General features: G+C 45.3%; 33 protein-coding genes and 1 other RNA gene. 15 read left to right on the top strand and 19 right to left on the bottom strand.

Annotation, left to right across the window (positions count from 1 at the left end; translation table 11 throughout):
• The first annotated feature begins 95 nt into the window (after positions 1 to 95).
• From ubiG to ICN42_RS08310, 7 genes are all read left to right on the top strand, one after another.
• Positions 96 to 785, top strand: coding sequence for a bifunctional 2-polyprenyl-6-hydroxyphenol methylase/3-demethylubiquinol 3-O-methyltransferase UbiG (ubiG, locus tag ICN42_RS08340; protein ID WP_216253337.1), 690 nt, complete (start codon positions 96 to 98; stop codon positions 783 to 785).
• Positions 782 to 1,459 carry an HAD family hydrolase gene (locus ICN42_RS08335; protein WP_216253335.1) on the top strand — a complete coding sequence of 226 codons (678 nt, stop codon included), beginning with the start codon at positions 782 to 784 and terminating at the stop codon, positions 1,457 to 1,459. Before ubiG ends, ICN42_RS08335 begins: the two co-directional genes overlap by 4 nt.
• Before the next feature lie 79 nt (positions 1,460 to 1,538).
• Positions 1,539 to 1,897: a transfer-messenger RNA gene (ssrA, locus tag ICN42_RS08330) on the top strand.
• A gap of 77 nt (positions 1,898 to 1,974) precedes the next feature.
• Positions 1,975 to 2,607 (top strand): integrase arm-type DNA-binding domain-containing protein, encoded by a 633-nt coding sequence (locus tag ICN42_RS08325; RefSeq protein WP_216253333.1) that lies wholly within the window; start codon positions 1,975 to 1,977, stop codon positions 2,605 to 2,607.
• Positions 2,608 to 2,854: 247 nt separating this feature from the next.
• A complete protein-coding gene (locus ICN42_RS08320; RefSeq protein ID WP_216253331.1) occupies positions 2,855 to 3,070 on the top strand; it encodes a hypothetical protein in 216 nt (71 codons plus the stop codon).
• A gap of 59 nt (positions 3,071 to 3,129) precedes the next feature.
• Entirely contained in the window at positions 3,130 to 3,735 is a 606-nt protein-coding gene (locus tag ICN42_RS08315; protein ID WP_216253329.1) for a 3'-5' exonuclease, read from the top strand.
• A 111-nt stretch (positions 3,736 to 3,846) separates the two neighbouring features.
• Complete coding sequence (locus ICN42_RS08310; RefSeq protein WP_216253327.1) at positions 3,847 to 5,346, top strand: Fic family protein; 1,500 nt, start codon at positions 3,847 to 3,849, stop codon at positions 5,344 to 5,346.
• Positions 5,347 to 5,464: 118 nt separating this feature from the next.
• Here the strand turns inward: ICN42_RS08310 and ICN42_RS08305 are convergent, their stop codons facing one another.
• The 8 genes from ICN42_RS08305 to ICN42_RS08270 form a co-directional block, all read right to left on the bottom strand.
• Entirely contained in the window at positions 5,465 to 5,896 is a 432-nt protein-coding gene (locus ICN42_RS08305) for a hypothetical protein (protein ID WP_216253325.1), read from the bottom strand.
• Positions 5,897 to 5,993: 97 nt separating this feature from the next.
• Entirely contained in the window at positions 5,994 to 6,809 is an 816-nt protein-coding gene (locus ICN42_RS08300; RefSeq protein ID WP_216253323.1) for a serine hydrolase, read from the bottom strand.
• Between the two features lie 56 nt (positions 6,810 to 6,865).
• Positions 6,866 to 7,174 carry a hypothetical protein gene (locus ICN42_RS08295; protein ID WP_216253321.1) on the bottom strand — a complete coding sequence of 103 codons (309 nt, stop codon included), beginning with the start codon at positions 7,172 to 7,174 and terminating at the stop codon, positions 6,866 to 6,868.
• 4 nt (positions 7,175 to 7,178) lie between these two features.
• Complete coding sequence (locus ICN42_RS08290) at positions 7,179 to 7,685, bottom strand: hypothetical protein (RefSeq protein ID WP_216253319.1); 507 nt, start codon at positions 7,683 to 7,685, stop codon at positions 7,179 to 7,181.
• 77 nt (positions 7,686 to 7,762) lie between these two features.
• A complete protein-coding gene (gene pal / locus ICN42_RS08285) occupies positions 7,763 to 8,257 on the bottom strand; it encodes a peptidoglycan-associated lipoprotein Pal (protein ID WP_216253317.1) in 495 nt (164 codons plus the stop codon).
• A gap of 86 nt (positions 8,258 to 8,343) precedes the next feature.
• The gene (locus ICN42_RS08280) at positions 8,344 to 8,697 is read right to left on the bottom strand and encodes a hypothetical protein (protein WP_216253315.1); all 354 of its coding nucleotides are present in this window, start codon (positions 8,695 to 8,697) and stop codon (positions 8,344 to 8,346) included.
• Positions 8,698 to 8,818: 121 nt separating this feature from the next.
• Positions 8,819 to 10,570, bottom strand: a complete 1,752-nt coding sequence (locus ICN42_RS08275; protein ID WP_216253313.1) for an IlvD/Edd family dehydratase — start codon at positions 10,568 to 10,570, stop codon at positions 8,819 to 8,821.
• Between the two features lie 33 nt (positions 10,571 to 10,603).
• Positions 10,604 to 11,593, bottom strand: a complete 990-nt coding sequence (locus ICN42_RS08270) for a tripartite tricarboxylate transporter substrate binding protein (RefSeq protein ID WP_216253311.1) — start codon at positions 11,591 to 11,593, stop codon at positions 10,604 to 10,606.
• Positions 11,594 to 11,703: 110 nt separating this feature from the next.
• Here ICN42_RS08270 and ICN42_RS08265 point away from each other — a divergent pair, with 110 nt between their 5' ends.
• Positions 11,704 to 12,126: a VOC family protein gene (locus ICN42_RS08265; RefSeq protein ID WP_216253308.1), complete on the top strand. Its 423-nt coding sequence runs from the start codon at positions 11,704 to 11,706 to the stop codon at positions 12,124 to 12,126.
• Between the two features lie 29 nt (positions 12,127 to 12,155).
• Here ICN42_RS08265 and ICN42_RS08260 read toward each other — a convergent pair whose 3' ends face one another.
• The 6 genes from ICN42_RS08260 to ICN42_RS08235 form a co-directional block, all read right to left on the bottom strand.
• Entirely contained in the window at positions 12,156 to 14,213 is a 2,058-nt protein-coding gene (locus ICN42_RS08260) for a TonB-dependent receptor domain-containing protein (RefSeq protein ID WP_216253305.1), read from the bottom strand.
• An 81-nt stretch (positions 14,214 to 14,294) separates the two neighbouring features.
• Positions 14,295 to 14,471 (bottom strand): hemin uptake protein HemP, encoded by a 177-nt coding sequence (gene hemP / locus ICN42_RS08255; protein WP_255539326.1) that lies wholly within the window; start codon positions 14,469 to 14,471, stop codon positions 14,295 to 14,297.
• A gap of 1 nt (position 14,472) precedes the next feature.
• Complete coding sequence (locus ICN42_RS08250) at positions 14,473 to 15,036, bottom strand: energy transducer TonB (protein WP_216253295.1); 564 nt, start codon at positions 15,034 to 15,036, stop codon at positions 14,473 to 14,475.
• Positions 15,037 to 15,186: 150 nt separating this feature from the next.
• Complete coding sequence (locus ICN42_RS08245) at positions 15,187 to 16,380, bottom strand: class I SAM-dependent methyltransferase (protein ID WP_216253293.1); 1,194 nt, start codon at positions 16,378 to 16,380, stop codon at positions 15,187 to 15,189.
• 3 nt (positions 16,381 to 16,383) lie between these two features.
• Complete coding sequence (locus ICN42_RS08240; protein WP_216253290.1) at positions 16,384 to 16,935, bottom strand: carboxymuconolactone decarboxylase family protein; 552 nt, start codon at positions 16,933 to 16,935, stop codon at positions 16,384 to 16,386.
• A 9-nt stretch (positions 16,936 to 16,944) separates the two neighbouring features.
• Positions 16,945 to 17,943 carry a tripartite tricarboxylate transporter substrate binding protein gene (locus ICN42_RS08235; protein WP_216253706.1) on the bottom strand — a complete coding sequence of 333 codons (999 nt, stop codon included), beginning with the start codon at positions 17,941 to 17,943 and terminating at the stop codon, positions 16,945 to 16,947.
• A 90-nt stretch (positions 17,944 to 18,033) separates the two neighbouring features.
• Here ICN42_RS08235 and ICN42_RS08230 point away from each other — a divergent pair, with 90 nt between their 5' ends.
• The gene (locus ICN42_RS08230) at positions 18,034 to 18,801 is read left to right on the top strand and encodes a sulfurtransferase (protein WP_216253288.1); all 768 of its coding nucleotides are present in this window, start codon (positions 18,034 to 18,036) and stop codon (positions 18,799 to 18,801) included.
• Positions 18,802 to 18,813: 12 nt separating this feature from the next.
• On the opposite strand, the gene ICN42_RS08225 is transcribed toward ICN42_RS08230, so the two are convergent.
• Positions 18,814 to 19,116: an antibiotic biosynthesis monooxygenase gene (locus ICN42_RS08225; protein WP_216253287.1), complete on the bottom strand. Its 303-nt coding sequence runs from the start codon at positions 19,114 to 19,116 to the stop codon at positions 18,814 to 18,816.
• A gap of 86 nt (positions 19,117 to 19,202) precedes the next feature.
• On the opposite strand from ICN42_RS08225, the gene ICN42_RS08220 reads away from it, so the two are divergent.
• From ICN42_RS08220 to ICN42_RS08195, 6 genes are read left to right on the top strand one after another with little or no spacing between them, the layout of a single operon-like run.
• Positions 19,203 to 20,204, top strand: coding sequence for a tripartite tricarboxylate transporter substrate binding protein (locus ICN42_RS08220; RefSeq protein ID WP_216253285.1), 1,002 nt, complete (start codon positions 19,203 to 19,205; stop codon positions 20,202 to 20,204).
• 52 nt (positions 20,205 to 20,256) lie between these two features.
• Positions 20,257 to 21,630: an MmgE/PrpD family protein gene (locus ICN42_RS08215; RefSeq protein WP_216253282.1), complete on the top strand. Its 1,374-nt coding sequence runs from the start codon at positions 20,257 to 20,259 to the stop codon at positions 21,628 to 21,630.
• A gap of 27 nt (positions 21,631 to 21,657) precedes the next feature.
• A complete protein-coding gene (locus ICN42_RS08210) occupies positions 21,658 to 22,632 on the top strand; it encodes a D-2-hydroxyacid dehydrogenase family protein (protein ID WP_216253280.1) in 975 nt (324 codons plus the stop codon).
• Between the two features lie 5 nt (positions 22,633 to 22,637).
• Positions 22,638 to 23,177 (top strand): chromate transporter, encoded by a 540-nt coding sequence (locus ICN42_RS08205; protein ID WP_216253278.1) that lies wholly within the window; start codon positions 22,638 to 22,640, stop codon positions 23,175 to 23,177.
• Positions 23,174 to 23,695, top strand: coding sequence for a chromate transporter (locus ICN42_RS08200; RefSeq protein ID WP_255539325.1), 522 nt, complete (start codon positions 23,174 to 23,176; stop codon positions 23,693 to 23,695). The genes ICN42_RS08205 and ICN42_RS08200 overlap by 4 nt, the downstream gene beginning before the upstream one ends.
• The gene (locus ICN42_RS08195) at positions 23,692 to 24,669 is read left to right on the top strand and encodes a tripartite tricarboxylate transporter substrate binding protein (RefSeq protein WP_216253274.1); all 978 of its coding nucleotides are present in this window, start codon (positions 23,692 to 23,694) and stop codon (positions 24,667 to 24,669) included. The genes ICN42_RS08200 and ICN42_RS08195 overlap by 4 nt, the downstream gene beginning before the upstream one ends.
• 13 nt (positions 24,670 to 24,682) lie before the next feature.
• Here ICN42_RS08195 and crcB read toward each other — a convergent pair whose 3' ends face one another.
• The 4 genes from crcB to ICN42_RS08175 are packed head-to-tail and all read right to left on the bottom strand — an operon-like array spanning position 24,683 to position 26,209.
• A complete protein-coding gene (crcB, locus tag ICN42_RS08190) occupies positions 24,683 to 25,060 on the bottom strand; it encodes a fluoride efflux transporter CrcB (RefSeq protein ID WP_216253272.1) in 378 nt (125 codons plus the stop codon).
• Positions 25,061 to 25,070: 10 nt separating this feature from the next.
• Complete coding sequence (gene ygiD / locus ICN42_RS08185; protein WP_216253270.1) at positions 25,071 to 25,850, bottom strand: 4,5-DOPA dioxygenase extradiol; 780 nt, start codon at positions 25,848 to 25,850, stop codon at positions 25,071 to 25,073.
• 9 nt (positions 25,851 to 25,859) lie between these two features.
• Positions 25,860 to 25,997: a hypothetical protein gene (locus ICN42_RS08180; RefSeq protein ID WP_169711246.1), complete on the bottom strand. Its 138-nt coding sequence runs from the start codon at positions 25,995 to 25,997 to the stop codon at positions 25,860 to 25,862.
• A 44-nt stretch (positions 25,998 to 26,041) separates the two neighbouring features.
• Entirely contained in the window at positions 26,042 to 26,209 is a 168-nt protein-coding gene (locus tag ICN42_RS08175; RefSeq protein WP_216253268.1) for a hypothetical protein, read from the bottom strand.
• Position 26,210: the final 1 nt, after the last annotated feature.

Here is a 26,210-nt window from a genome sequence, read left to right as displayed (position 1 = left end):
TTTACTTGTAAAAAAGCCCGGTTCTGCCGGGCTTTTTTATTTCCGCTATATTCGTAATTCATTTATCTCAGCGCGCTTCCTGCGCCTTAATCCATATGAACGTCGATCAATCTGAAATCGCTAAATTTAGCGCCCTAGCCCATCGCTGGTGGGATCCCCATAGTGAATTCAAACCTTTGCATGCAATCAACCCGCTGCGCCTCGATTGGATCAAGTCGTATGTTGATCTCCAGGGCAAGAAAGTTTTGGATGTCGGTTGTGGTGGCGGGATTCTGGCCGAGTCAATTGCCCAGTCTGGTGCCGATACCTGTGGCATCGATTTGTCTGAAAAAGCCCTTAAAGTCGCTGAATTGCATGCCCTCGAGGTAGGCGCGACCCTCAAATACCGCTCTATTTCAGCTGAAGCACTAGCTGAAGAAGAGCCAGAGCAGTATGACGTTGTGACCTGCATGGAGATGCTGGAGCATGTCCCAGACCCCGCCTCCGTGGTTCGAGCTTGCGCAAAGCTCTGCAAACCAGGCGGTACGCTCTTTTTTAGCACCCTCAATCGCAGTCCTAAGTCCTACTTATTTGCCATTATTGGCGCTGAATATATTTTGCGATTGCTGCCTAAAGGTACGCACGAATACGCTAAATTCATCAAACCTTCTGAATTAGTCGCATTTACCCGCCAAGCTCGGCTGGAAATGCTTGGCATGAAAGGTATGAGCTACAACCCTATTACTCAGGTCTACAGCCTTGGAGAAGATGTCGACGTAAATTACATGATTGCGGTCAGTAAATGAGCAACGGGTTAGTGAGTCCATACAAAGGCATCTTTTTTGACCTAGATGGCACCATTGCTGATACCGCTCCAGACCTTGTAGCGGCGGCAAATCAACTCCTCATTGCCCGCAATCTTGCTCCAAAGCCATATGAGTTCTTACGTCCCCATGCCTCCGCTGGGGCTCGTGGACTGATTGGTGGCGCATTTGGAATCGACACCGATCACCCAGACTTCATTACATTACGAGATGAGTTTTTTGCGAACTATGAGAAGGCTTTGCTGGTAAATAGTGTGCTTTTCGAGGGTATAGATCATTTATTGGATCAATTGGATAGCGCCAGCCTTCCTTGGGGCATAGTCACCAACAAGAGCGAACGCTTTACCAACCCCCTCACTGACTTGATGGGATTACGCCAAAGAGCGGTATCAACAGTCTCTGGGGACACCACTTCCTACTCAAAACCACATCCTGAGCCCATCTTGCATGCCGCTAGAGCCGCCAATATTGACCCGAGTAGCTCGGTATATATTGGTGATGACATTAGAGACATCATGGCAGGCAAAGCAGCAGGCATGAAGACCATCGCCGCAGCATACGGCTATTGTGGCTGTGAAGAGCCCCCTGAGGCCTGGGGTGCAGATTTTCTCGTACGCCATCCAAAAGAATTACTCGCAATCATCTTCCCGCAGTAGGGCTAAGTTAGCAATCCGCAAGATATCAAGCAATTTAAGACTAAGAGCCTTAAAATAGAGCTTCCAATGCATGAACTCCGGGGTCGACATGGTTTCGACGTGGATTACAAAGCATCAAGGGCATACCGAGGACCCGTTATCTCGTAAATCAATGGGAATGTAATAACTGCAAACGACGAACGTTTCGCACTAGCCGCTTAATTGCGGTTGCCCCTGAACTGATTCTCTCTTGGGTCAGCTAGCGAAAGCTAGGTCAGGGTCATTTACAAGAGATAAGATCATTTCATGTCACGGGGAATGATTCGAAAACTTAGTGAATCGCCAGCGTGGAACATGTCAGTCTGTGACTAGCTAGCTAAATTAAATGATATGACTAAGTATGTAGAACTTGTTGTAGAGGATTTGCGGACGCGGGTTCGATTCCCGCCGACTCCACCATTTTGAAGTATGTAACAGTCCAACGCCACCCACCAGGGTGGCGTTTTTCTTTGTAGATAAAGGGCTCTACGCCCATTGTGGTCTTTCTAGATTCTGCTGTATCCAAATACGCTGGGGGTATTATTGGGGGTATCAGAGCAAAATCGAACAAGGTCAAAAACATGGTTGGGGGTATTTCTGGAAAGCTTACGGATAAAGGGATCAAGAGCTTCATCAACCGCTCAGCCCCAGGTAGCAAGCTTGCAGATGGCCGAGGCCTTTATTTACTTATCACCCAGACCCAAACTGCTATTTGGCGCATCAAATATCGCATCGAAGGTAAAGAAAAAAGTTATTCCATAGGCGGGTATCCACAAAACAGCCTAGCTCAAGCAAGACTAGAGCTAAACGAGGTCAAAGCCTGTCTTACTAAAGGTCAGGATCCAGTCATCTCCAGGCGCCTTAATAGAGCCAATGCCGCATCTCAAAGTGACAGCACCTTCAAGGCTGTAGCTGAAGAATGGTTCTCTATGAAAGAGAAAGAATGGAGTGCAACCCACTTCACGAAATCCAAAAGAGCTTTTGAGCGTGATGTTTATAAATCTCTAGGGGCACTGCCTATTGAAAGCATTACGCCGTCGGTTATTGCCAAGGCGATTGAGACCATCAACAAACGAGATGTTCTGGAGACCGCCACAAGAATTTTGCACCGCAATTTGATCGACCGGTAGATTACGCAAGTACTCATCCAAGGAAACCTTAGCTAACTCTTGCAAGTCTGTATTTGAAATTGGCATATGCCACCCCTATCAATGTATTTATCCATTCGTGAATTGGCTAGCTTCATTCCAATTGATAGAGCATGAACCTATCCATTGCTACGCTACTAGGTGCGACTCTAGTGAAGACGCGATGGTATGAAGCAGTAGTTAGAGTATTTAGCCCTCACTACATGAATTAATTATTGAGGTGCTTGGTATGAGCTTTGGATATTTCTGGGGTTTTTGTTGGCCCGCCTCATTAACTCGCCATGAGTCTTTATGCCCAATGTGTTATTACGCCACCTTGGGCATAAAAGAGCGTTTCTTTGGTCGTGGCCGTCAAGGGTTCGCAAGCCACCCCCTTGGGGTGCCCTTGACTGAATTACTCTCTCGTAAATTCATTAATAGGGATATGGTGATTTATTTTGTTTGACTCTTTGAGGTTCGGCCTCTACATTGCTCATTCATCTAAATGAATAGTGAAGGGGTCCCATGGATAAAGAGCAGTGTTATTTCGCGCTTGATTTAGAGCTCAATAATTCGCAAGATAATTCCACAGTAAATCCAAAGATCGTTCAAATAGGTTTAGCAGTAGGAAACTATCATGACTATGTCAATCAATCCCTATCTACGTATAAATGGCTCTTAGATCCTAAAGAGCCTATTTTTGAGTTCATCACCCAATTAACGGGCATTTGCAATCAGGATATTTCTGACTATGCAGTTCCACACGAACAAGCAGCTAAAGAAATTGGGGAAATCATCAGTGCGCGGAATTGCTTTGTTAATCCCATTACCTGGGGCGGTGGTGATTCACTTGAGCTGAAATCTGAATTTAAAGATCGAGGTATCAGCTTTCCCCATTTTGGCCGTCGCTGGATCGATGTCAAAACTTGGTATAGCCTGCACATGCTTGCCATGGGCAAAAAACCCAGTGGCGGTCTATCCTCAGGCCTGGGTTCTTTTAAGCTTCAATTTGAAGGCAGTCCACATAGAGCAGATGTTGATGCTCTCAATACCTTGAGGCTTTTCTTTGAAATCCTTCACAGGCACAGTCAGATATATCAACTGGTAAGCGATGCAAGGGCTTTGAAATAGCCGTATCTATATACCTAAAAATAGGGTTATTTTGATTCTATACTCACTTTTGTTGACATTAAACTATAATATATGCATAGTTGTTGACATTAATGGATAAATTAAGGCCCTATGAGCACTTCTGTTGACCAGCTGCCCCTCTTGCTTTTTAGTTCGAGAGAAGACAAAACGAACGCCCAGAGAATTTCCCGCTTGGCTAGGTCTGGTCGTTTGCGTCAAATTTATCGCGGTATTTACACCGGCGACCTCAATAGCCCACTCGAGCAAATCATTCGGCCAAATTGGCGGCAAATTACCGAATATCTTTATCCAGGCTCCGTAATAGCTTACCGCTCTGCTCACCTTTGTAAGCCAGATGATGGTGGGAATATATTTTTGGTGTCTGGCAATAGAGCACGTCAAATAGCGTTTCCAGGGTTGACTCTAAATATTTTGCCAGGGCCCACTGCAGTTCAATCGCACAAAGATTCGCTAAACGACATCCCGTATGGAAAACTCTTTATATCCTCGGAGGCTAGGCGGTTACTGGAGAACCTCTATAGCCGCAAAGGCTCAGATCTTCGCACTATGGGTCGCCCTTGGGTTGAATCTTATTTAAGTAAGTTATGCACCATTCGTGGTGAACATAAACTTAATGCACTGCGTGATGACGCTAAAGCGATTGCCCCTCAATTAGGTCTAGAGGTTCAATTTAAAACGCTCAACACGATTGTTTCGGCCTTAATGCAAACTGGTAAAGCCCGCTCTTTACGGGCAGCTGATGCATTAGCGCGCGCAGCTGGTAAACCTTATGATCCTGATCGCATTGAGATCTTCGAAACTTTGTTTTCTGCATTAAGAAAACCTTTTCCCATCATCGAAGATCAGGCCAATACGGGTAAAGGCGCCTTTCATTTTGCATTCTTTGAATCGTACTTTTCGAACTACATTGAAGGAACTACATTCACCGTAGAAGAAGCCTCCGAGATTATTTTCGATGGGAAGATGATTCCAAAACGAAATGAAGATTCGCATGATGTACTGGGCACCTTTAAAGCAATCATGGAGCAACCCTTTCGCTCTAAGCCACCAAAAGATGAAGATGATTTCTTAGTATGGCTTCAGCAATGCAACCTCCAAATACTCTCTAGTCGCCCAGATAAAAATCCGGGCGAATGGAAAGAGCAAGCTAACCAAGCAGGAAATACTATTTTTGTTCAACCCGAGCTTGTTAAAGGCACTTTGCGGGAAGGATTCAAACGCATCGCTTTACTGGAAGACCCATTTGCGCGTGCATTGATGGCGATGTTTGTAGTTACCGAAGTGCACCCATTTATGGATGGCAATGGCCAAACCGCGCGTCTAACCATGAATGCCTACTTAACTCAACACTCCGCCTCTCGCATTATTATTCCTACAGCTTATCGTGAGGATTATTTGCTGCCATTAAAAGTGCTGTCTCAAAACAATGATCCTAGTCCTTTCATTCGATCCATGACTCGTGCATGGCGTTGGACCGCAGGATTTGATTATTCGAACTTCCCAAATCTTTGGGAAAAAATGAAGGCTTGCAACGCATTTACAGACAACCCCTCACAGTATCAATTGCTTGATCCTCACGATATAAGCTAAGTTGTTGACGAAAAATGGTTATATCGGCTGTTTTGTAGACAAAATGAGGCGATTTGGCCGTCTAAAGACATTTTGTCTACATGCCACTAATTTTAAGTGGCATGTAATTTACAGCTCTCTATATCCCCACATTGCCTAAATGTTGAGTAATTCGATCCATTGGGTTTTCAGAACTAGCTAGTGGCGCACCTAAGGTGGAGGTTCGCACCCGAATGGGCTGAAGCCTATGACTTGCAATATGTTTAGCATTTGCAAAGCTTGGCTCTGGCCTTTCAATTGCCTCATAAATTGACTCAATCATGGTTTGCCATTGCTCGGGTTGATTGTTTTGCACAAACACCTGCATATAAAAAGGATCTGACATGTATTTGTTAAAGCAGATCACATTGACAAGGCGATCTATTTCATCTGAGCGGGTATTTAAAGAATTGAGCATCTGTAGTTTTGCATCTGACACCAATGCCAATGGTTTTTTCTTGGCATCAGCCAAAGTCATGACATTACCCACCAACTTGCTTTCTACTTCATATTTGCGGATGACATCTTGCAAGCTGGTGACTGTAAGCGCCGACCCACCAATTAGTAGTCAATTGATTTAATCAATAGTCAAACGCCACCTGTTTAGGTGGCGTTTTTCTTTGGATTAATCAGTTTACGTTTTCAAATGCTCGCTTGGTTAAAAGAGCATCTCTAAAACGAGCGTTCTTTCCTTTTGATCCTAGAAATACCATGGCGATATTTCTCCCTCCAATCTTTGCCTCCATCACCAAGCAGCGTCCAGCAGCAGTGATGAAGCCAGTTTTTTGAACCAAAACATCCATTAGCTCATTACGAACAATCGGGTTTGTGTTTACAAATGGTTGCGGGGCATGCACTCCATCCACAACATCAAATTTTTCTGTAGTGGAGAACTCTTGAATCAAAGGAAATTTCATTGACTCTTGAAGCAAGATAACCAAGTCGCGCGCAGTTGAAACATTTTCAGGCGAAAGTCCAGTTGGCTCAACAAAATGAGTGTGAATCATTCCAAGAGAACTCGCCTTGAAATTCATGGCTTCTACAAAAGCTTCTCTGCCACCCGGGTAGGTTCTGGCTAGTGCATTGATAGCTCTATTTTCTGAAGACATTAAACCGATTCGCAAAGTTCTCTTTCTAGTAATCTCCGTTCCAACATTTAATTTCCAATGCGCCGTTGATTGCCTAGCAACATCATCCTTTTCAATCACCACTTGTTCAGCCAGACTCTGCCCAGATTCCAAGACAATAATTGAGGCCATTAATTTAGAAATCGATGCTATGGACGAAACTGCATCTGCATTTCTATCTACTAATACCTTACCCGAATCAACATCGACAACATATGCAATTTGAGAATTAAATGAACCTCCATTAGCTTTTGCAGAAAATACATTGCAAGAAAATAAAGCCATAACAGGGATACAAAATATGATTAATTTATACATAAATTTACTAAAAAGACTCCCGGCCTGGGAGTCAGATTCCAATAGTTCGAACAAAATTACCAAAACTTAAAAGGACGCTTTGTTTTTGTATTTGTACCAATTGCTTTCATCTTCTGTTTGCAATGAGGGCACGTTAGCCCATCCCAGACAGTCAAGTGCTCGGCAGAACCACAGGTTTTGCAAACTGCTGTGCCAGCAGGCAAATCAACCATAGAGCCTGGATTAGGCATGGCAAACGTATCAACCTCATCACAGTGATTACATACCATCGCAGCCCTGTAAAAATGAGGGCCTCTTTCAATGCCGATTCCGCTAATGCACTCATACCCACAGGCTCTACAGGCAAAGTAGTATTGTGATTCCATCATCCTAAGAGCCTCCTTTTTCAGTCTTCAGAATCTGCACCCATCTCTCTTTTGCGTACTGGATGCGCATTGACCTCTCCTGATTGGCTACACCAATGGTGATTCGCTTATCAATCAGATCTTTGTAAACCGCATCGATATTCGTATAAAAATTGGTATAGACAGCGACTAATGCTGGGGAAGGTAATTCGTTGGCGATAGTGCGGCACTTTAAGGTGGACTCTTTAAATCTCATTAAAACGACTGCTTGATCTGATGCGATTTTGTCGCTTGAGTTAAATAGCTCTTTTGCATTAGCGCTCTTCTCTGTGAGTACCAGGATATGCTCATCAACATACTTCGCATCATCCGACTGATTTACCTCAGCCACACAAGAGGCAATCTTTTTCTGCACCTCATTTACCTTAGCAATTGAGATATCGCTATTAGGCTTCTTGGTTAGCGATGTATTTGATGCGCATCCTGATAGCAAAATTGCAACCATTGCAACACCACGATAGATATTTTTCATATGAACCTCAGAAATTAATAAGTTCTTTGTGAATAAAAGCCTCTCCACACAAAATGAAAGTGGAGAGGTTAAGGGGACTAGCGATAAACAATGTCAGCGCGACGGTTCTCCTTGAAGGCAGCCTCCGTTTGCGCTGGATTCAACGGTTTTTCCTTGCCAAAACTGACGGCCTCTATTTGGGATTCATTGACCCCTTGTGCCAGCAAAGCCCTTTTGACCGACTCGGATCTTTTCTGCCCTAACGCCAAGTTGTATTCAGCCGTACCGCGATCGTCTGTGTTGCCCTGAATAATGATGTCGGCCTTTTTCGCATGAAAGGTTTTCAAATAAGTCGCATGAGCGGCAATGGTAGAAGCGTACGTTGGATCAACCGTATAACTATCGAATTCAAAGAAGATAGAACGTTTGCCAAAGACGCTAGACTTAGGGTCGCTAGTGGGATCGTAAGACATTGATCCACCCGCATTAATAGATGCTATGTTATTTGCATCATCTAATTTAACCCCACTGCTACATGCAGAAATGAGTAATACTGCGCATGCCAAAGGCAGTAGCTTTTTAAGCGAATACATAATGGAAATTCCCCATAGAGACCATGAATATCTGGCCAAAATAACAAAGGGGTCAGTCAATCAAGACTGACACCAAACCTAAGAAATTAGGCGCTAACTTTTGGGGGTTTAAAAGCAGAGTCTGGAAAATTTTGCGTAGTAAGAATATCGCCAAGGCAATTGAAGAGAACAAGCTCTGATGGTTGAAACGAAACAATAATATTGGTGTCACTGATATTTGCTGTGACATGACTCATGAGAAATAATGAGTGGGATTGTTGCTGACCATCGGAAGTTTCTTTATTGAGACGACCCGGATCAGACGCATATTCAGAGAATAAAGTTTGCTGCATTTGAGCGCGCTCAATAGCAGCCTCAATAAAAACACTACCTGCCGCCGCCCTGAATGTAATCAAGAGGAGGCATAAAAGAATCACGAGAGATCTGTATCGGGATCGCATGGCGTGATTCTATACCTAAAATATTTCAAATGCACAGCAAGCCTAAACCTTGGAAAAACAGCCAATTTAAGCTAAATCTCTTTATGTTTAGACTCAGATCGTCAACACTACCCTAAATAAATTAACGCTTTGGTGTTTTACCAACCATCTTCACTGCTCTCAAGAAATCAAAGTCGACACCCTTATCTGCTTGTGTGACCGTATCTAAGAATAATTTTAGGTAGCCACGCTCTGCAGTCGGCTCTATTACTGGATTCTCTTTGGCGCGCTTAGCCAACTCTTCCCCTGAGATCAATAAACTAATCTCACGATTTTTTACACTCAAACGAATGCGATCACCATTCTTCACATGCGCCAAGGGGCCGCCTACTGCGGCTTCTGGCGTCACATGTAACACAATCGTTCCAAACGCCGTACCACTCATCCGCCCATCAGAAATCCGCACAATATCTTTCACGCCAGCGCGAGCAAGCTTCATTGGAATCGGAATATATCCCGCCTCAGGCATGCCAGGCGCACCCTTAGGTCCAATATTTTTAAGAACCAAAATATCGTCCGCAGTCACATCCAAGTCCGGGCTATCAATGCGATTAGCTAGATCTTCACTGTTTTCAAAAACAATCGCTCGACCTTCATGCTCCATCAGTGTTTCATTAGCGGCGGATTGCTTGATGATGGCGCCACCAGGAGCCAAGTTGCCATGCAGAACTGCAATACTACCGCGGGGGTAAATAGGATTATCCAATTTACGCACCACATCTTGCTTAAAGCTTGGTGGCGCTGCATCGATCTCTTCACCCAGAGTGCGACCCGTTACTGTCATCGCATCAAGTTTTAGCAGGGGCTTGAGTTCACGCAGCAGCGTTGTCATACCACCAGCATCATGAAAGTTCTCCATATAATGATCACCAGAGGGCTTGAGATCTACAAGAACTGGAGTCTCATCACCCATCTGATCGAGAGCTTCCAAATCAATCTCTAAGCCCATGCGGCCTGCGATAGCAGCCAAATGCACAATACCGTTAGTTGATCCACCAATCGCCAATAAAACACGCATCGCGTTTTCAAAAGCGTCTGCTGTTAATACCTTGTCAATTGTTAAACCATCTATGGCCATCTGCACAGCACGTGTACCCGTCTCTTCCGCAATCCGAATCCGATCGGCCGTTACCGCTGGCGGAGTAGCGCCGCCAGGCACCGTCATTCCCAATGCTTCAGAGATGCAAGCCATCGTACTAGCAGTTCCCATCACCGAACAGGTACCCACACTAGCTACCAGTTGATCATTCACTTCATCTTTTTCAATTTTATCAATTTCGCCGGCACGGAACTTGCCCCAGTAACGACGACAATCCGTACAAGCACCCACCCGCTCACTACGGTGTGAACCAGTCAGCATTGAACCTGTGATTAACTGAATTGCTGGTAGACCCGCAGAAGCAGCACCCATCATTTGTGCAGGGACTGTTTTATCGCAACCACCAATCATGACCACTGCATCCATCGGTTGAGCACGCAACATCTCCTCAGTATCCATCGACATTAAATTGCGCAAATACATACTGGTCGGAGCAGCAAAACTCTCGTGAATAGAGATTGTTGGAAAGTCCATCGGCAATCCACCAGCTAGCATCACACCACGCTTTACCGCCTCAATCAGTTGCGGCATGTTGCCATGGCAAGGATTGAAGGCGCTACCAGTATTAATAATGCCGATCACAGGACGGTCTAATGCGCTATTGGTGTAGCCTGCGCCTTTAATAAATGCTTTGCGCAAAAACAAAGAGAATCCTTTGTCACCATAACTGGTTAAGCCCTTGCGCAAGCCACTTTCAGTAGGCTGCTTTTTCTCTTTATTCGTATTGCTTGTCATAAATGATTCTTTAACTTAAAAGATAAATAATAGTCACTCAGCCTTAATATCGGCCTCTTTGATAACCTTTTCCCAGCGCTTCACTTCCGCAGCCAACAATTCTGCAGACTGCTTAGGTTTTGTTGGCATAGCCGCATAGACGCCCTGCTTTAAAAATGCTTCTTTAACCTCTGGGTTTATTAGCAGTTTAGCGATAGCGCTATTTAACTGGTCAATGATCTGTGTCGGCGTCCCTACCGGAGCAAGTACACCAAAGGTGGAGCTCACCTCCAGAGCTGGCATACCAGACTCAGCAGCAGTGGGAACATCAGGCAACATTGAAATACGCTTTGCCGTCGTCACCGCCAATGGACGCAATTGTCCGGCAGCAATAAATGGCAATGCAGCGGGAACGGTTTCGACCATCATATTGACCTGACCTGCGACCAAATCGGTCATAGCCGGGCCACTACCCTTATATGGCACATGCGTGATTTTGATACCTGCTTCTTTTTGGAAAATTTCTGCGCCCATTCTTTGTGGCGCACCCGCGCCCGAAGAGGCGTAATTTAACTTATCTGGATTTGCTTTTGCGTAGTCAATTAAACCCTTGAGAGTTCTTACCGGCACATTAGGATTGACAACTACCACCAAAGGTACCGAGCCAACAATCATGACTGGGGTGAAATCTTTTAAAAGGTCATACCGTAACTTGCCTTTTTCAAGGGTTGCCATCGTTGAATGCGAAGTCACCGCACCCATCAATAAGGTATAGCCATCTGGATTTGCCTTAGCTACAGTTTCTGCGCCGATATTGCCGCCAGCCCCACCACGATTTTCAACCAACACTTGCTGCCCCAGAGATTCACCAAGATTCTTGGCGAGAATGCGCCCAATCACATCAGTTGCTCCGCCAGGAGGATAGGGAACGATGAGCTTAATTGGCCTATCTGGGTAGGCGGCATGCACAACTGTAGAAAAACCAAGAATAAGGGCGCCTCGGACAACAGAGCGGCACAATTTACTGAATTGAAACATAATCATTTTTGTCTCCGTTAAACAGCTTTATTTTTATGGTCTCAATATACTAAACTTTGCTATTGCACACATTTAAGCGTGCTAAGCTCAGATCCACATCATTGCTAGGGGCCACCATGTCAACTATCCAACCTTTTCATCTTGCATTTCCTGTAGATAACTTAGAGGCAGCCCGCACTTTTTACGGCAGCACCTTAGGTTGCGCTGAGGGTCGCAGCTCTGATGAATGGATTGACTTTGACTTCTTTGGACACCAATTGGTTGCCCATCTCGCACCTCAAGAATGCGGCCATGCAGCCTCAAATGAGGTTGACGGGCATCAAGTTCCTGTAAAACATTTTGGTGTTGTGCTGACGATGGCAGATTGGCATGCATTAGCAGATCGATTGCGCAAGAGTGCCATCAAATTCATCATAGAACCGCAGATTCGCTTTAAAGGAAAAGTGGGGGAGCAGGCGACAATGTTCTTCCTCGATCCCGCTGGTAATGCTTTGGAGTTCAAAGCATTTGAAGACCCAAGTCAGTTATTTGCTAAATAACCAATTGTCCTGGGTCTTATATTCTCAAATTAATAGAATTGGTAACTCATGCCAGCTTGAAAATTTAATGGTGCGCCAGCAAAGATACCATCAGGACTTCTACTGGAGATGTAGCGCCTATTAAAAACATTATTGACTACTCCAAAAACCTTCAAACTCTTATTAATTATATAATTTGCAGACCAATTCACAGTTGTAGCTGAAGGTACTTCCCCTGTAGTACCAATTGCATTTGCGGGAATGGAGTTAGCAGAATCAGAAAATTGAGCTGATAAGTAATTTAAGCTTATTAGAGAATTGAATCCATTTTTTTCATAATTCACCCCAAGATTAGAGATAAGGTCTGGCGTATATGGAATACGGTTACCATCTCGCCCCATAGAAGAATTACCCACAAATTTTGCCACCGGAATGTAGGTCATATTTCCATTGACACTCCACCCTGCTCGCAGCCTATAACCCAAAGCTAATTCCATTCCTTGATGCAGACTCTTACCGCCATTAGCCTTAGAAATTCCAGCAGCAAGACTTTGATTCACAATTTGATTGCTGAAGTCCATACTAAAAACTGCTGCATCATAGGTTAATCTAGAATTTTGACCTCTCAATCCAAACTCAAAATTAGTAGAGCGCTCTGGATCCAATTGTTGATCAACCCCCTTTTCATTGATTGCTGTAGCTAGCTGTGCAGGCGCAAAGCCTTTGTACACACTTGAATACATCTGCAGCTCCGGAGTCAGTTGCCAGGTCGCTCCAAGCTGCGGGACCGTTTCTAAATTTTTGGCACTTCCTGATGTTTGATTAAGAACGTTATTGCGAGACTGGTTATAGCTTTCAATACGGAGGCCTGGGATAAGGGCAATATTATTGGTGATTGAAAAACGATTTTGGGCATAGATCGCTAGTGAATTGGCCTTATTTTCCTCGTGTCCGGTCACTCTGCCCGATTTCGCATAACTTGTAGATGCCACCATTTGATTTGATTGCGATTCCGTATGCAGACGTATCCCTGACTCGAATATATTATTCATTCCCATGGCGCTATAGGCATGCGAGATACGAGTATCAATCCCAAGCATTTGAAATTCGCGGTTACGGCCAAACATACAAGCTTTACTGCCGTCACATGAATTAAAGGATGTTTTATCAGCGGTACGCGTGGCAATACTTTGGCGCCAATAATCTCGTCCCAACCTACTCCAATAAACCAAAGTATTCAGCTTGGTTTCGGGGCTTAATTCCCAAGCGTGATTAAGATCAACGGCATTTCTTTGGGTGACGAAGTTGTCATTGGGAGCTGGATTGGAGGATATTTTATTGTTGTACTGGTTTGGCCTTAATCCTACATATGAGGTATTAATATTATTGTCATAGTGAGTATATTTAACGCTAAGCCACTGATTGGGTTCGATACTAATGCCGCCTTTAAATAAAATATCGTACATCTTGTATCCATTGTCTTGATACCCGTTGGACTCTGATTTAATGATATTGAGCCCAGCGACAGCACCATTCGACTCTGATTTTCCTCCGGCCTCAATTTGCGCCAACTGATACCCATAGTTCCCTGCTTTGCCAGAAACCTTAAAGCCATGCTCTGGTGTTTTTGTGAGGTAGTTGACTACTCCACCAATATTGGATGGTCCATACTGCAAACCAGAAGCCCCTTTTAAGACCTCAATTCCACTCATCCGATCTACAGGTGGGCTGTAATAGGAAGCATTAGAGATAAACAAACTTGGATGAATCGGTGCACCATCCTCCAAAAGCAGGGCTTTTTGACTGCGACTTGGGTTTAATCCACGAATACCGATATTGGGAATAGACCCAAGACCCCCTTCATCGCCACGTATATTCACTCCAGGAACAGTCTTTAAAGCATCCTGGAGCGATAAGGGTTGCAGTATCTCTAACTGCTTTTGGTTGATGACATCAACTGTTCCAGGAATTTTAGAGCGCGCATTCTCCTCCTGACCCACAATATCAATCCTTGGTAAATCTATTTCTCGGGCTTCTATACCCATGGCAAAAGACCATCCACATGCCAATGCCATGCTTGAGGCCCAAGCCAATTTTTGCTGCTTCATATGCAATCTCCAGAGATGAAAAAAAATCGCTGGCTATTCGCACATCAAGATGCTTTTGCTGGCTAAAAAATGAATACAATTTTATTTTGTCAGAATTAACTTCCTTAGCTTGGTGATGCTCAAGGTATATCTCTGACCATCATGCAGGATGACAATCGATTTTTCTTGCCCCAATAATGCGGCACTTGAGATAACCTTAACCCAAGCCATATCGAGAGGACAAGCCTGTAGATTTACCCTTCTAATGTCTAGCTTCATTTCAAGCCTGCAATATAAAGTGAATTGGGAGGTGGTAGCAATTAAAGGAAGTTTCCGTCCCCGTATCTAGCGCAGCAAATCTCCATGTTTTTACAGTCTCCATAGCAGACTGATCTAATTTTTGATAGCCCGAACTTTTTGCTAAATGAATGGCCTCAACAAGGCCTCGCTTATTAATGCACAGCTTAAGATCGACAGCGCCCTGCTCGCCCATACGCCTACTCAACATCGGGTAAGGTGGTCTTGGATTAAAGTACGCACTCCGATCATGAAGTGTTGGAGTCGCCGAGAGTGATGCGGTAGCCTCATTGATGCCTGAGCCCAATGCAATCGGCGCTACTAAATCCCTTTTACTGGAATCGGCGTTCTGAGTTTTTCTTAGAGTTCTAGATGCGATTTGAACGGGGGATGGGTCTCTTAAGCTTAGGGTCATTACATCTGCCAATGGCGCCCCTTTAGAGAGCCTTTGGACAAGGCCAACCCAAAGAAGAACTGTCAGATGCAACCCAGCAACCAAAATGGTGATTAGGCCATATTTATTAACGATCAATCTTGTGCTCTTCAACTATCCCAGCCCTTACACACTACAACTTAATTATGGTAAATAACAATGATTCTCATTTATTTTATGAGATGTTGTGTGCATAAACAACCCTTTGAATAAAGGGGCGGCAAGGACTAAGGGTATTGAAAAATTCTTACAACGAATCTGTTTTTACTGATTAATTTGTAGGCGCCATAGCGACGTAATCTCAGACGCTCTTGCGAAGTGCAGTAAGTCTGCTTCATCTTCAATTTTTGGATGCTTGGGCTTTGTATCGATGCGGCCAAGAACCACTAAGCCCGCATCTTCAATCCAGGAGAGTAATTCTTGTCGAGTTCTGAGGCCAAGATATTCAGCAAGATCAGAAAGAATCAACCAGGCTTCACCCTTGGGGGATAAATGATCTTTTAATCCAGCTAAAAATCCTTTCAGCATTTGACTCTCTGGATCGTAAACCGCATGCTCCAAGGTAGAACTAGGTCTTGCGGGAACCCAAGGTGGATTGCATACGATCAATGAAGCCCTGCCTGGCGGAAATAAATTAGCTTTGACAATCTCGATTTGCGAACCTAGATTCAAGAGTGTGATGTTTTCTTTAGCGCAAGTAAGCGCTCGATCATCTTGATCGGTAGCGACAATATGTTGAACATCACGTTTTGCCAAAATAATAGAGAGCACCCCAGTGCCAACACCAATATCAAAGGCAGTAGACTCAGAATCTAAAGCCTGGGGTAATGGCGCACTACAAACCAACTCAATATATTCCCCACGAACAGGTGAGAAAACCCCGTAATGGGGGTGAACGAAAATGGGCTCACCATTTTCATCGGCCAGAATAGGCAATCCATTCTTACGCCATTCATGAGCACTCACTATGCCCAAGAGTTCACGCAAAGAAACTACATAGGATTGGGAAACGGGGCCATATGCCTCTAGACAAGCTTTCGAAATATCTGGCGCACGACGCAAGGGGATAGTGTGATCAGAGTTACATTGGATTAGCAGCATACCCAGTATTCGAGCGCGTTGAGACTGAATCAAACGGTGCTGATTAAAAATATCTACAGCCGCTTTCTGGGTGGCAAGCTCACCTGATTTATCAACCCTTTTACTGGCACGCTTAGATTTTTTTGAAGGTCGATCAATCCTACGAACTAAAGCCTGTAATAGTTGGCGGGCATTTTGGAAATCCCCCTTCCAGAGGATTGCCGTACCCGCACATGCTAAATGATAGGCATCATCTGCAGTTAAGGTGTCATCCGCAGTGACTACCTTTTTATGCGTTGCTATGCTATTTTCTGAATGCCAAACCGCTGAACAAGCCTGACCACCCTCTTCCCAATGAATAGAAGCATCCTGCATCATGACTTATTCAGGAGGATGCTCCTCTGGATTGACATCTAAAGCAATTAAAAAACGAGAGACCATGTTGTAAGCTGCCACTACAGTCACAAGCTCTACAGTATCGGTGTTACCCAAAGTTACTTGCAAGCGCTTCATCAAGGCACTATCAACCTGTATATTGCGGGTCATCTGAAACGTGAGTTCCACCGCATCGTTTTCAACAGCGGAAAATAGTTTGCTTGGGAAGCTCGGTTGGCCAATTAAACGCAATGCCTGCACTTGCTCCTCCGTACCACCCGCTTTAATAAATGGAGGTGCGTGATGAAAGAACTCATATTCCGCACCGTTGAGTACGGCTACACCACACATCGCAAGTTCACGTAGCTTCGGATCTAGCGAAAGGTTGTTACGTATCTCGCCAATGAAATGATTCCAACCCTCGGCAATCGGGGTGCTATGCAAAAGCATGCGGTCTAAATTGATGAACTGGCCGCCGCGTCTCTTGCGAATAGCAGCTACTAATTCAGCGGGCTCAGCCAAGTCCATTGGCTGATAAGGAACTAAACGCTCACTCATATCAATTCCTTATTGTGTTTCTTTAATATTGTTTTCAATTACAAACTTGCCCCATACCGCAATTTGCTTGCCAATAAAGTCACGCAAAGTCTCCGGATTTCCGGCAACGATTTCAATACCTTGCGCCTTTAATTTAGATGCAACGGCGGGCGTCTTAAGGGCCTTTGTGACCGCTTGATTCATGGCATTCACAATGGCTGGCGGTGTTTTGCCTGGTGCCAATATCGCCCACCACGCCGGCGCGTTAAAGCCAGGGAAACCACTTTCAGAAATGGTTGGCACGTTTGGTAACTGAGGCGATCTTTTAGCCGTAGTGATTACCAGAGGAATCACGCCACCACTATCAATGTGTGGCTTGACCAAAAATTCTGAGCCAATCGCCAATTGCACTTGACCACCCAGTACATCCTGCATCAGGGGGCCTCCACCACGATAAGGAATGTGATTCCAATCAAAGCCTGCTTGTTTGGCTAAACGCGCCATGGCTAAATGCCCCAAACTACCGATACCAATGGAACCGTAGCTAAATTGCTTACCAGTCTTAGATTGATCTACAAGCTGCTTAAAACTCGTAATCCCAGAACTTTTACTCGCAACCAACACCATCGGAGATGTACCAATTAAGGTTACTGGCGCGATATCCTTAATAGTGTCGTAGGGGAGCTTATCTTTCAGACTTGGGTTTACGCCATGAGTATCAAAAACCACAGCAAAGGTATAGCCGTCAGGGTCTGATCTAGTCATTGCCGCGGTTCCAATAACCCCCGATGCGCCCCCCACATTTTCAACAATGACGTTTTGCTTTAATTCGGCTTGCAAAGCGGGGGCAATAGTGCGCGCCACTTGATCCACGGATCCACCGGGCGGAAAGACGGCAATCAGGCGAATGGGCTTTTGAGTAGGCCAGGTGCCCACTCCCGCAGTTTGAGCGCTAGCAATAAAGCTAGAGAACATCAAGAACAGGCTTAATAACAGCGTTTTTTTAGTTATTTTCAAGAAAATCGGCATCACATCATCTCCCTCGATTAAGACCACAAGATTACCACCCATCTCCACAGCTTGTTCGATAATAGATGGCAGAGCCTGATGAGATTAAACATGAAACCGATTTTGAACATAGCCGCCTATTTATTTGTCAGCCTAGACAATTTGACTGAGCTGCGCGCCAAGATATTGGATGAGTGCAATTCACGTCATCTAAAGGGAACCATTCTCCTCACTGGCGAAGGCATCAACATGTTCCTGGCAGGGAGCGATTCTGAATTGCGTGGCTTTTTAGATTGGTTGCGCCAGGACTCCCGCTTTGCACCCATTCAGGGCAAAGATAGCTGGTCTGAAACACAGCCCTTTAAAAAGATGCTGGTCAAAATTAAGAATGAAATTATTCGCATGAATCACCCGGCGATTCGTCCAGAAGAGGGTCGCGCTAATTTCATTACGCCAAAAAAATTACAGGAGTGGCTGGATCGTGGAACGGATGACTTAGGGCGCCCTGTAGTCATGGTAGATACACGGAATGCATTCGAAGTCGAGTATGGTACTTTCGAAAATGCCTTGCATTTTAATATTGAGAAATTTACCGAATTTCCCGCGGCAATCACTGCGCACAAGGATGAGTTAGCTGATAAAACTTTAGTGAGCTTTTGCACTGGCGGAATTCGCTGTGAAAAATCTGGTCTCTATATGCGTGAGATTGGCATGCAACATAGCTATCAACTTGAAGGTGGCATCCTCAAATACTTTGAAGAGGTTGGCTCTGCGCACTACACCGGCAGCTGCTTCGTCTTTGATGAACGGGAAGCGCTAGAGCCTAATCTAGACTCCATACCACTAGAGCGCTCCATCCGAAAAAAACAAACTGCATAAAAACTAAGAGTATTAGACCGACTTGCCTACCAAAGTCATGTGCTCAACAAAAGGTGGCTTTACAAAAAATGGGCCAACAATTGCTCGCCACTCAGCGAAAGCATCAGATCCCCGGAAGTCCACCGTATGGTTCTCAAGGGTATCCCAGTAAAGTAGCAATAAATATCTTGCCGGGCTTTCAATGCTGCGGTTAACCTTAAAACCTCGGAAACCCTTGGCCTTTGCGATAACCGTATTGACGCCACGCAAAATAGCCTCCTCAAACTCAGCACCCTTAGTTGGGTCTACCTCTATATCGCAGTGCTCGAGAATCATCGATAGTCCTTTATCAAAAAAAATTTGCCATAAATAGTAGAATTTATGGGTAGCACAACATAAAAATAATAACCTGGATCTGAGACATGCTTAATAACCCTAGTCAGCGGCTGCTGACTTTATTTTTCCCCGGTATTTTTGTTGCCATTAGTTTTGTGACTTGCTTTAATGCTCAAGCACAGAATGCTACTAACTATCCCAACAGGCCTATTAAGCTAATTGCACCAGTAGCAGCCGGCGGTGGCCTTGATAATATTGCTCGCGCAGTTGCGGAAAAACTATCTCACTCACTTGGACAACCCGTAATTATTGAGAACATGGGCGGTGGTGGTGGCGCCATTGCCTCGCAATCTGTTGCGAAAGCAATTCCCGACGGCTACACCCTCATGGTTGCTTATGTTGGTACTCATGGCACCAACCCAGCAGTCCGAAAACTACCCTATGATGCGATCAAAGACTTTACCCCGATTGGAATGATTGGCGCCACCCCAAATGCGCTCATCATCAATCCAGATCTTCCAATCAAAAACTTCAAAGAATTTATTGAATATGCGAAGAAGAATCCAGACAAGTTAAGTTATGGTTCTGCGGGGCCTGGCACCTTAACCCACTTGGGGATGGAGCAGCTGAAATTAGCAGCCGGTATATCCATGGTCCACGTGCCATATCGTGGAGTAGGCCCAGCATACACTGACTTGTTAGCAGGCCAAACGCAGGCTATGCTCCCCACCCTCTTTGCAGCAGTTCCCTACCTCCACACCAATCGCGTTCGTGGATTGGCCATTACGGGCTCTAAGCGCAATTCTGCTGCCCCTAACATTCCTACCTTTAAAGAACTGGGCTATAACGGCTTTGACGGTCAACAGTGGTATGGCGTAGTTGGTCCTGCGAACCTGCCGACTCCGATTGTCCAAAAACTGAATGCGGAACTCAATAAAGTATTGGCGCTACCTGATTTCTCAGAAAAAATGACAAGCGAGGCTATGACCTTGATGCCAATGTCACCACAACAATTTACTGTCTACATTAAAGAAGATATTGCTCGCTGGGCTAAGGTTGCCAAAGAGCGCAATATCGAACTGGAATAACTTAAATTAAACCCATCTAATACATTCAAACTTACGAGAAACAGGAAAATATATGTCCCAAACAATTCAAGCTGCAGCAGACCTTAATGCGCCACCGGTTACTAAAATACTGGCCGAATTTGTTACCACACACCCAAGCCAAGGCTGGACTCCCGAAGTGGATCACGAAGCGCATCGTACATTTCTCAATTGGCTTGGTTGCGCAATTGGTGCGGCAAATCATGAAAGCGTTGAATCCTCTTTAGCCGCTATCCGAGAATTCCAACCAGCGCCCCAAGCAAGCATTCTTGGTCGCAAGGATCGAGTTGATATGGGTGGCGCCGCATTAATCAATGGGATTAGTTCACACACGTTTGACTTTGATGACACCCACCTCAAGACTGTAATTCATCCTGCTGGGCCAGTTGCATCAGCCATTCTTGCATTGGGAGAGCACACTAATGTCAATGGCAGACAAATCATTGACTCTCTCGTACTCGGAATTGATGTTGCTTGCCGCGTTGGTAATGCCATGTACCCAGATCACTACCATCGCGGTTGGCATATTACGGGATCTACCGGAATGCTTGGATCCGCTGCAGCTTGTTCACGCCTCATGGGCCTTGATCTTCAGAAAACCACGATGGCTTTGGGTATTGCCGCTTCCCAACCAGTTGGAATGCGTGAGCAATTCGGTACGATGACAAAGCCATTTCATCCAGGAGGAGCAGCTCGAGCAGGTCAACTTTCAGCGCTGCTAGCTAAACATGGATTTACCGCCAGCCCCAAAGCCTTAGAAGCCGGCCGCGGATATATGCAAACTGTTTCCACTAAATGTGATTGGTCAGAAATTGATCGCGCTCTAGGAAAGTCATTCGAAATTTCATTAAATACCTACAAACCATTTGCATGCGGCATCGTGATTCACCCCGCGATTGATGCTTGTGCACAACTCAAGGCGCAGGGAGTTAAAGCTGAAGAAGTTGAGCGCATTGAATTACGTGTACACCCACTTGTTCTGGAATTGACTGGCAAGAAAACACCTAAGGATGGACTAGAAGGAAAATTCAGCGTCTACCATGGTTGCGCAGTTGGACTTATCTTCGGTCAGGCAGGAGAAGGTGAATATGCAGACGATATTGTCAACCGCCCAGATGTTGTTGCCTTACGCGCCAAAGTGAATGCCACTACTGACACTTCAATTAGCGAAGCCTCAGTTGATGTGAAAGCAATTCTGAAGGACGGAAAAGAAGTTCATATCTTCGTTAAGAATGCCATTGGATCTGTTGAGAACCCAATGAGCGATGCCAATTTAGAACAGAAATTCACAAGCTTGGCTGAGCCAGTGATTGGCGCAGAAAAAACCCGTCAACTCATTGCCGCTTTATGGAATCTTGGCAATGCCACTGATCTCAAGCAAATTTTGAGTCTTTGCACTCCAGACTAAACTTACCAATAGAAGAAATAATTAATCATGACTCCGCTACCAAATATCGTCATCCTAGGCGATTATGAAAATGCCCTGCGTCGATTTTCTCGATGGGATAAGCTTGAACAACGCGCAAACCTGACTATTCATCACGAACCATTACGTGATGAGGCTCTGTACGAGGCAGTAAAGGATGCCGATGCGATTGCCATCGTTCGCGATCGTTCGCCGTTTAATGAGGCGATGATTGCGAGACTACCAAAGCTCAAATTTCTCATGTTCACGGGTGAGCGTAACGGCACTCTAGAAGCGTCTGCCCTGACGTCCCGAAATATTCCAATGGCATGTACTCCCGGCGGCCCCTCTAAAGAGACAACCGCAGAATTAACTTGGGCTTTAATTTTGGGCGCATCCAAGCGTCTGATTGAAGAAAACAAATTAATTGCTACAGGCGGATGGCGTGACCAGCTTTCACTCCTGCCCATGCTTTCAGGTCAGCGACTTGGCATCATGGGATTGGGGGCGATTGGTAGTCGCGTGGCAAGAGTCGGTCACGCGTTTGGTATGGAAATTGTGACTTGGAGCCCCCGTATGACGCCAGAACGCGCGGCAGCCGAACATGCAAAATCCGTTAGCCTCGATGAATTACTTAGCACGTCAAAAGTAGTCACAATGCACCTGGTTGCTGGCCCTGGAACCAAAGGCATTATTAGCGCAGATCAATTAGCCTTAATGCGCTCAGACTCGATTCTGGTCAATACCTCACGATCCGCACTGATTGACATGCCTGACTTATGCGTTGCCCTCAAAAACGGCTGTCCTGGTCAAGCTGCGGTGGACGTATTTGATCTTGAGCCACTACCAGCCAACGATCCATTACGTAACACTCCCAATCTATTGGCAACCCCACACCTTGGCTTTATTGCAGAGCCAATTTTTGAAACCTTCTCACAAGGTATCACTCAAACCCTCGAAGCATGGCTTGATCAAAAACCAGTACCCCACCCATTTAAGCCTTAAGCATCTTGAAGACACTCACACCAAGAGAATTGTTTATTAGCTTTAGCAAAATCGGCATGTCCGGTTTTGGTGGTGTGCTTCCCTGGGCGCGACGCACCCTAGTTGAAAAAGAGAAGGTATTGAGCTCCGAGGAATTTAGCGCCATTCTTGGAATATGCCAAATTGTTCCTGGTCCCAATATTGTTAATCTTGCAGTTTGCATTGGTTCCCGATTTGCTGGTGCCAGGGGTGCACTAGCAGCCGTCCTTGGCTTAACGCTGGGACCCATCTGCATTGTCATATTGTTAGCCCTTCTGTATACGCACTACAGCTCACTAGAGTCCGTGCAAGGCATTCTCCGCGGGATCTCTGCTGTTGGTGTTGGCTTAATCGCCTCCACAGGAATCAAGATGTTACGTGATGAGTTCCGTTTTCCGGTAATGCTCTTAGTAGTGGTGGTAACCGTCCTCGCTGCAAGCTACTTTCATCTCGGTCTTGGATGGGTAGTCCTTATCGCATCTCCGCTTGCCTGGATCTTGGCCCAAAAGAAAGCTCGCAAGCTATGAATATTTTGCTGAGTTTATTTTTAAAATTCTCTGCATTCTCGCTCATTGCCTTTGGCGGAGTAAATGCCTTACTCCCAAGCTTACTTCAGCTATCCGTTTATCAAGAACACTGGATTGACCTGCAAACTTTTGCCGATTATTTCGCTATTGCGCAAGCTGCACCGGGACCTAACTTCATGACAGTCACCCTGATTGGATGGCATGTGTATGGCGTACTTGGGGCAGTCATCGCGACGACTGCCATTGCCTGGCCATCCTCAATTCTGGTTTACTTTTTACAGCGCCTTATTTTGGGTATGAGCAATGAACATAAAAAGAAATCCATACAATATGCAGCGGCAGCTCTTGCAATTGGCCTAGTACTTTCTTCGGCATGGCAAATTGCTTTGCAGATCAATCATAGCTACGCAGCCTATATGCTGACGCTATTGACTATTGGAATCACCGTTTTAACTCGCTGGCATCCTTTATATTTAATTGGGCTTGGCGCCATTCTAGGAGCATTGGGACTCGTATGAAGATCATTCAATTTTTGCAAACTGTTGTTTTCTATTCAGCTATTTTTTCTATTGGATCCGCTCAAGCTCAAGCCAATTACCCCAGCAAGCCAATTAATTTAGTAGTGCCTTATGGCGCTGGTGGTAGCGCTGATTCTCGAAGCAGACAACTAGCTCAAAAAATGAGTGTGATTCTCAAGCAACCCATCATTGTTGATAACAAGCCAGGTGCCGGCGGAAACATCGGCACGGAGTTTGTTGCCAGAGCGACACCGGATGGCTACACGATTGGTATGGGCAATTTTGCACCCATGGCGGTTAATAAGACCTTATTTGGCAACCTTCGCTACGATCCCGAAATAGATATCAGCCCAATTATCTTGATAGAGAAAGGACCATTAGTTTTAGTGGTTCACCCAAACTCGCCATATAAAACTATATTAGATATTGTCACGGCGGCAAAAGCTAAGCCGGGTACCCTCACCTTCTCCTCAGGAGGTATTGGTGGCAGTCATCAATTGTCTGCAGAGTTGTTTATGCAGAATGCGGGCATCAAAATGATTCATGTTCCATACAAAAGTGGGTCTGCCGGCTTGACAGATTTAATGGGCGGCAATGTTGACATGATGTTCGATCAAATGTATTCAGCAGTACCCAGCATCAAAGCAGATAAATTACGTCCCATCGCCATCACTAGCAAAAAGAGATCTCCACTCCTACCAAACGTCCCTAGCTTTGCTGAAGTTGGCTACCCGAAGGTTGAAGTACTGAACTGGCAAGGTTTTATCGCGCCCGCTAAAACACCTAAGCCAATTATTGATAAGCTGAATGCCGCGGCTAATGAAGCCTTAAAAGATCCGCAATTACGTGAATTAATGCTTTCTCAGGGAAATGAAATTGGCGGGGGAACGCCTGCTGAATTTGGCGCCTTGATTAAAGCCGAGGCTGCTAAATGGAGTGCTGTGGTCAAAGCCGGAAACATCAAGCCTGAGTAAATCTAGACTGCGTTTACTTCAAGGCTTGGTAAGTCAGAATACCTAGGAAAGTCAGGCAGAGTGAGCCGACCAAATGCAAGAGCGCAGTACCCAGCGCCCAAGTCACTTCGCCTCGCTGCATCAATCCTACAACTTCAGCAGAAAAGCTGGAGAAGGTAGTCAGACCACCCAAGAAGCCCGTAATCACGAACAACTTCCATTCCGGGGAAAGGGCTGGGTTGTTGCCGAAAAAGGCTACAGCGATACCAATTAAATATCCGCCCACCATATTGGATAAAAAAGTTCCCAGGGGAAGCGTCGATGCAATATTGACTGTTGTGGCATTAAACCCGGCCCTTAGTAAAGCACCAAGACCAGCGCCACAAAAGATTGCAAAGATAGATGGCCACATATTGAGTGATTTATTGAATGGAGAATGCCAGCATACTAATAGAACCCATTTCCATTCCATCGATGAGAGTCTTGGATTGTTCTCCATGCTCTTGTTGGGCAAGCACATACAAAGCGGGCCAATAGTGTTCTGGGGTTGGAATAGAGAGATGCGCGGAGTCACCAAATTGCTCCCAATGAATCAAAGTCTCATGATGATTCGCTTTCATTTCTGAAACAAAAAAATCATTGAACTCTTTTGCCCATGGATAAGATGTCCCACTCTCCCCCCATCGAATAGTACGTAAGTTATGCACAACATTGCCACTACCCAGAATCAAAATATTCTCGTCGCGTAAAGGACGTAATTTTTTCGCTAACTCGTAATGCTCTTTTGCGGAGAGGGATCCATCCAGACTGAGTTGCACTACAGGAACATCCGCATCAGGGTAGAGGTATTTCAGAACAGACCAAGCACCATGATCAATGCCCCACTCATTCTCTTCCAGCACGACAGGTACATCTAACAATTCTTTTACGCGATCCGCTAGCGCAGGGCTACCAGGCGAAGGATATTGAATATCAAATAAGGCCTGCGGAAAACCGCCAAAGTCGTGAATCGTTTTAGGTTTGGGCATTGCGGTAACCCATACTCCGCGGGTTACCCAATGGGCCGAGATGACTAGGATGGCATCTGGGCGTTTGAGTGACTTGCCAAGATTGGCCCAAGCAGCTGTATAGCGATTGGGCTCAATGGCATACATTGGACTGCCATGGCCAGCAAATACAGCAGGTTGGCGATGGCTAGTCATTACTACCAATTAACCGAATACGTAACCAGTATGAGCTGCAACCAATGCAAACAAAATAGCCAAGCTAGTAGCGGCTGCCAACATCACGATCAAAGTAATGATCTTCTTGTTGATTTCGTCTTTCGACTCTTTATGCCATTCGTTCATGCTAAATCCTCATTAAACACATCAATTAGTTGGGTAATTATCCACTATCGGCCGCGGCCAGCCTTACGCATCATGGCTTTTCCACCTCCAAAGCCAGCCTGAGGCCTTCCGCCAGGACCAGACGGACCTTTGGGGGCTGGTGGACGGGCTGCTGGCTTAGCCACTACTGGCTTGGCCGGGGTTTTTGATTCAGTTTTTTTATCGTCAGTCACT

This window comes from Polynucleobacter sp. 71A-WALBACH, assembly GCF_018882365.1.
Classification (GTDB): Bacteria; Pseudomonadota; Gammaproteobacteria; order Burkholderiales; family Burkholderiaceae; genus Polynucleobacter.
Note: the sequence above shows the minus strand (reverse complement) of the source record. Positions and strands in the feature narration are given on the sequence as shown.

What these genes read in the sequence shown, in the direction of transcription:
- ICN42_RS08300 (WP_216253323.1), bottom strand. Translation starts at nt 6,809, where the DNA reads ATGTATAAATTAATCATATTTTGTATCCCTGTTATGGCTTTATTTTCT.
- crcB (WP_216253272.1), bottom strand. Translation starts at nt 25,060, where the DNA reads ATGTGGCCATCTATCTTTGCAATCTTTTGTGGCGCTGGTCTTGGTGCT.
- ICN42_RS08295 (WP_216253321.1), bottom strand. Translation starts at nt 7,174, where the DNA reads ATGGAATCACAATACTACTTTGCCTGTAGAGCCTGTGGGTATGAGTGC.
- ICN42_RS08260 (WP_216253305.1), bottom strand. Translation starts at nt 14,213, where the DNA reads ATGAAGCAGCAAAAATTGGCTTGGGCCTCAAGCATGGCATTGGCATGT.
- ICN42_RS08315 (WP_216253329.1), top strand. Translation starts at nt 3,130, where the DNA reads ATGGATAAAGAGCAGTGTTATTTCGCGCTTGATTTAGAGCTCAATAAT.
- hemP (WP_255539326.1), bottom strand. Translation starts at nt 14,471, where the DNA reads ATGAAGCTAGACATTAGAAGGGTAAATCTACAGGCTTGTCCTCTCGAT.
- ICN42_RS08230 (WP_216253288.1), top strand. Translation starts at nt 18,034, where the DNA reads ATGAAACCGATTTTGAACATAGCCGCCTATTTATTTGTCAGCCTAGAC.
- ICN42_RS08280 (WP_216253315.1), bottom strand. Translation starts at nt 8,697, where the DNA reads ATGCGATCCCGATACAGATCTCTCGTGATTCTTTTATGCCTCCTCTTG.
- ICN42_RS08245 (WP_216253293.1), bottom strand. Translation starts at nt 16,380, where the DNA reads ATGATGCAGGATGCTTCTATTCATTGGGAAGAGGGTGGTCAGGCTTGT.
- ygiD (WP_216253270.1), bottom strand. Translation starts at nt 25,850, where the DNA reads ATGACTAGCCATCGCCAACCTGCTGTATTTGCTGGCCATGGCAGTCCA.
- ICN42_RS08195 (WP_216253274.1), top strand. Translation starts at nt 23,692, where the DNA reads ATGAAGATCATTCAATTTTTGCAAACTGTTGTTTTCTATTCAGCTATT.
- ICN42_RS08265 (WP_216253308.1), top strand. Translation starts at nt 11,704, where the DNA reads ATGTCAACTATCCAACCTTTTCATCTTGCATTTCCTGTAGATAACTTA.
- ICN42_RS08240 (WP_216253290.1), bottom strand. Translation starts at nt 16,935, where the DNA reads ATGAGTGAGCGTTTAGTTCCTTATCAGCCAATGGACTTGGCTGAGCCC.
- pal (WP_216253317.1), bottom strand. Translation starts at nt 8,257, where the DNA reads ATGTATTCGCTTAAAAAGCTACTGCCTTTGGCATGCGCAGTATTACTC.
- ICN42_RS08275 (WP_216253313.1), bottom strand. Translation starts at nt 10,570, where the DNA reads ATGACAAGCAATACGAATAAAGAGAAAAAGCAGCCTACTGAAAGTGGC.
- ICN42_RS08210 (WP_216253280.1), top strand. Translation starts at nt 21,658, where the DNA reads ATGACTCCGCTACCAAATATCGTCATCCTAGGCGATTATGAAAATGCC.
- ICN42_RS08310 (WP_216253327.1), top strand. Translation starts at nt 3,847, where the DNA reads ATGAGCACTTCTGTTGACCAGCTGCCCCTCTTGCTTTTTAGTTCGAGA.
- ICN42_RS08200 (WP_255539325.1), top strand. Translation starts at nt 23,174, where the DNA reads ATGAATATTTTGCTGAGTTTATTTTTAAAATTCTCTGCATTCTCGCTC.
- ICN42_RS08235 (WP_216253706.1), bottom strand. Translation starts at nt 17,943, where the DNA reads ATGCCGATTTTCTTGAAAATAACTAAAAAAACGCTGTTATTAAGCCTG.
- ICN42_RS08320 (WP_216253331.1), top strand. Translation starts at nt 2,855, where the DNA reads ATGAGCTTTGGATATTTCTGGGGTTTTTGTTGGCCCGCCTCATTAACT.
- ICN42_RS08220 (WP_216253285.1), top strand. Translation starts at nt 19,203, where the DNA reads ATGCTTAATAACCCTAGTCAGCGGCTGCTGACTTTATTTTTCCCCGGT.
- ICN42_RS08270 (WP_216253311.1), bottom strand. Translation starts at nt 11,593, where the DNA reads ATGATTATGTTTCAATTCAGTAAATTGTGCCGCTCTGTTGTCCGAGGC.
- ICN42_RS08180 (WP_169711246.1), bottom strand. Translation starts at nt 25,997, where the DNA reads ATGAACGAATGGCATAAAGAGTCGAAAGACGAAATCAACAAGAAGATC.
- ICN42_RS08335 (WP_216253335.1), top strand. Translation starts at nt 782, where the DNA reads ATGAGCAACGGGTTAGTGAGTCCATACAAAGGCATCTTTTTTGACCTA.
- ICN42_RS08215 (WP_216253282.1), top strand. Translation starts at nt 20,257, where the DNA reads ATGTCCCAAACAATTCAAGCTGCAGCAGACCTTAATGCGCCACCGGTT.
- ubiG (WP_216253337.1), top strand. Translation starts at nt 96, where the DNA reads ATGAACGTCGATCAATCTGAAATCGCTAAATTTAGCGCCCTAGCCCAT.
- ICN42_RS08225 (WP_216253287.1), bottom strand. Translation starts at nt 19,116, where the DNA reads ATGATTCTCGAGCACTGCGATATAGAGGTAGACCCAACTAAGGGTGCT.
- ICN42_RS08290 (WP_216253319.1), bottom strand. Translation starts at nt 7,685, where the DNA reads ATGAAAAATATCTATCGTGGTGTTGCAATGGTTGCAATTTTGCTATCA.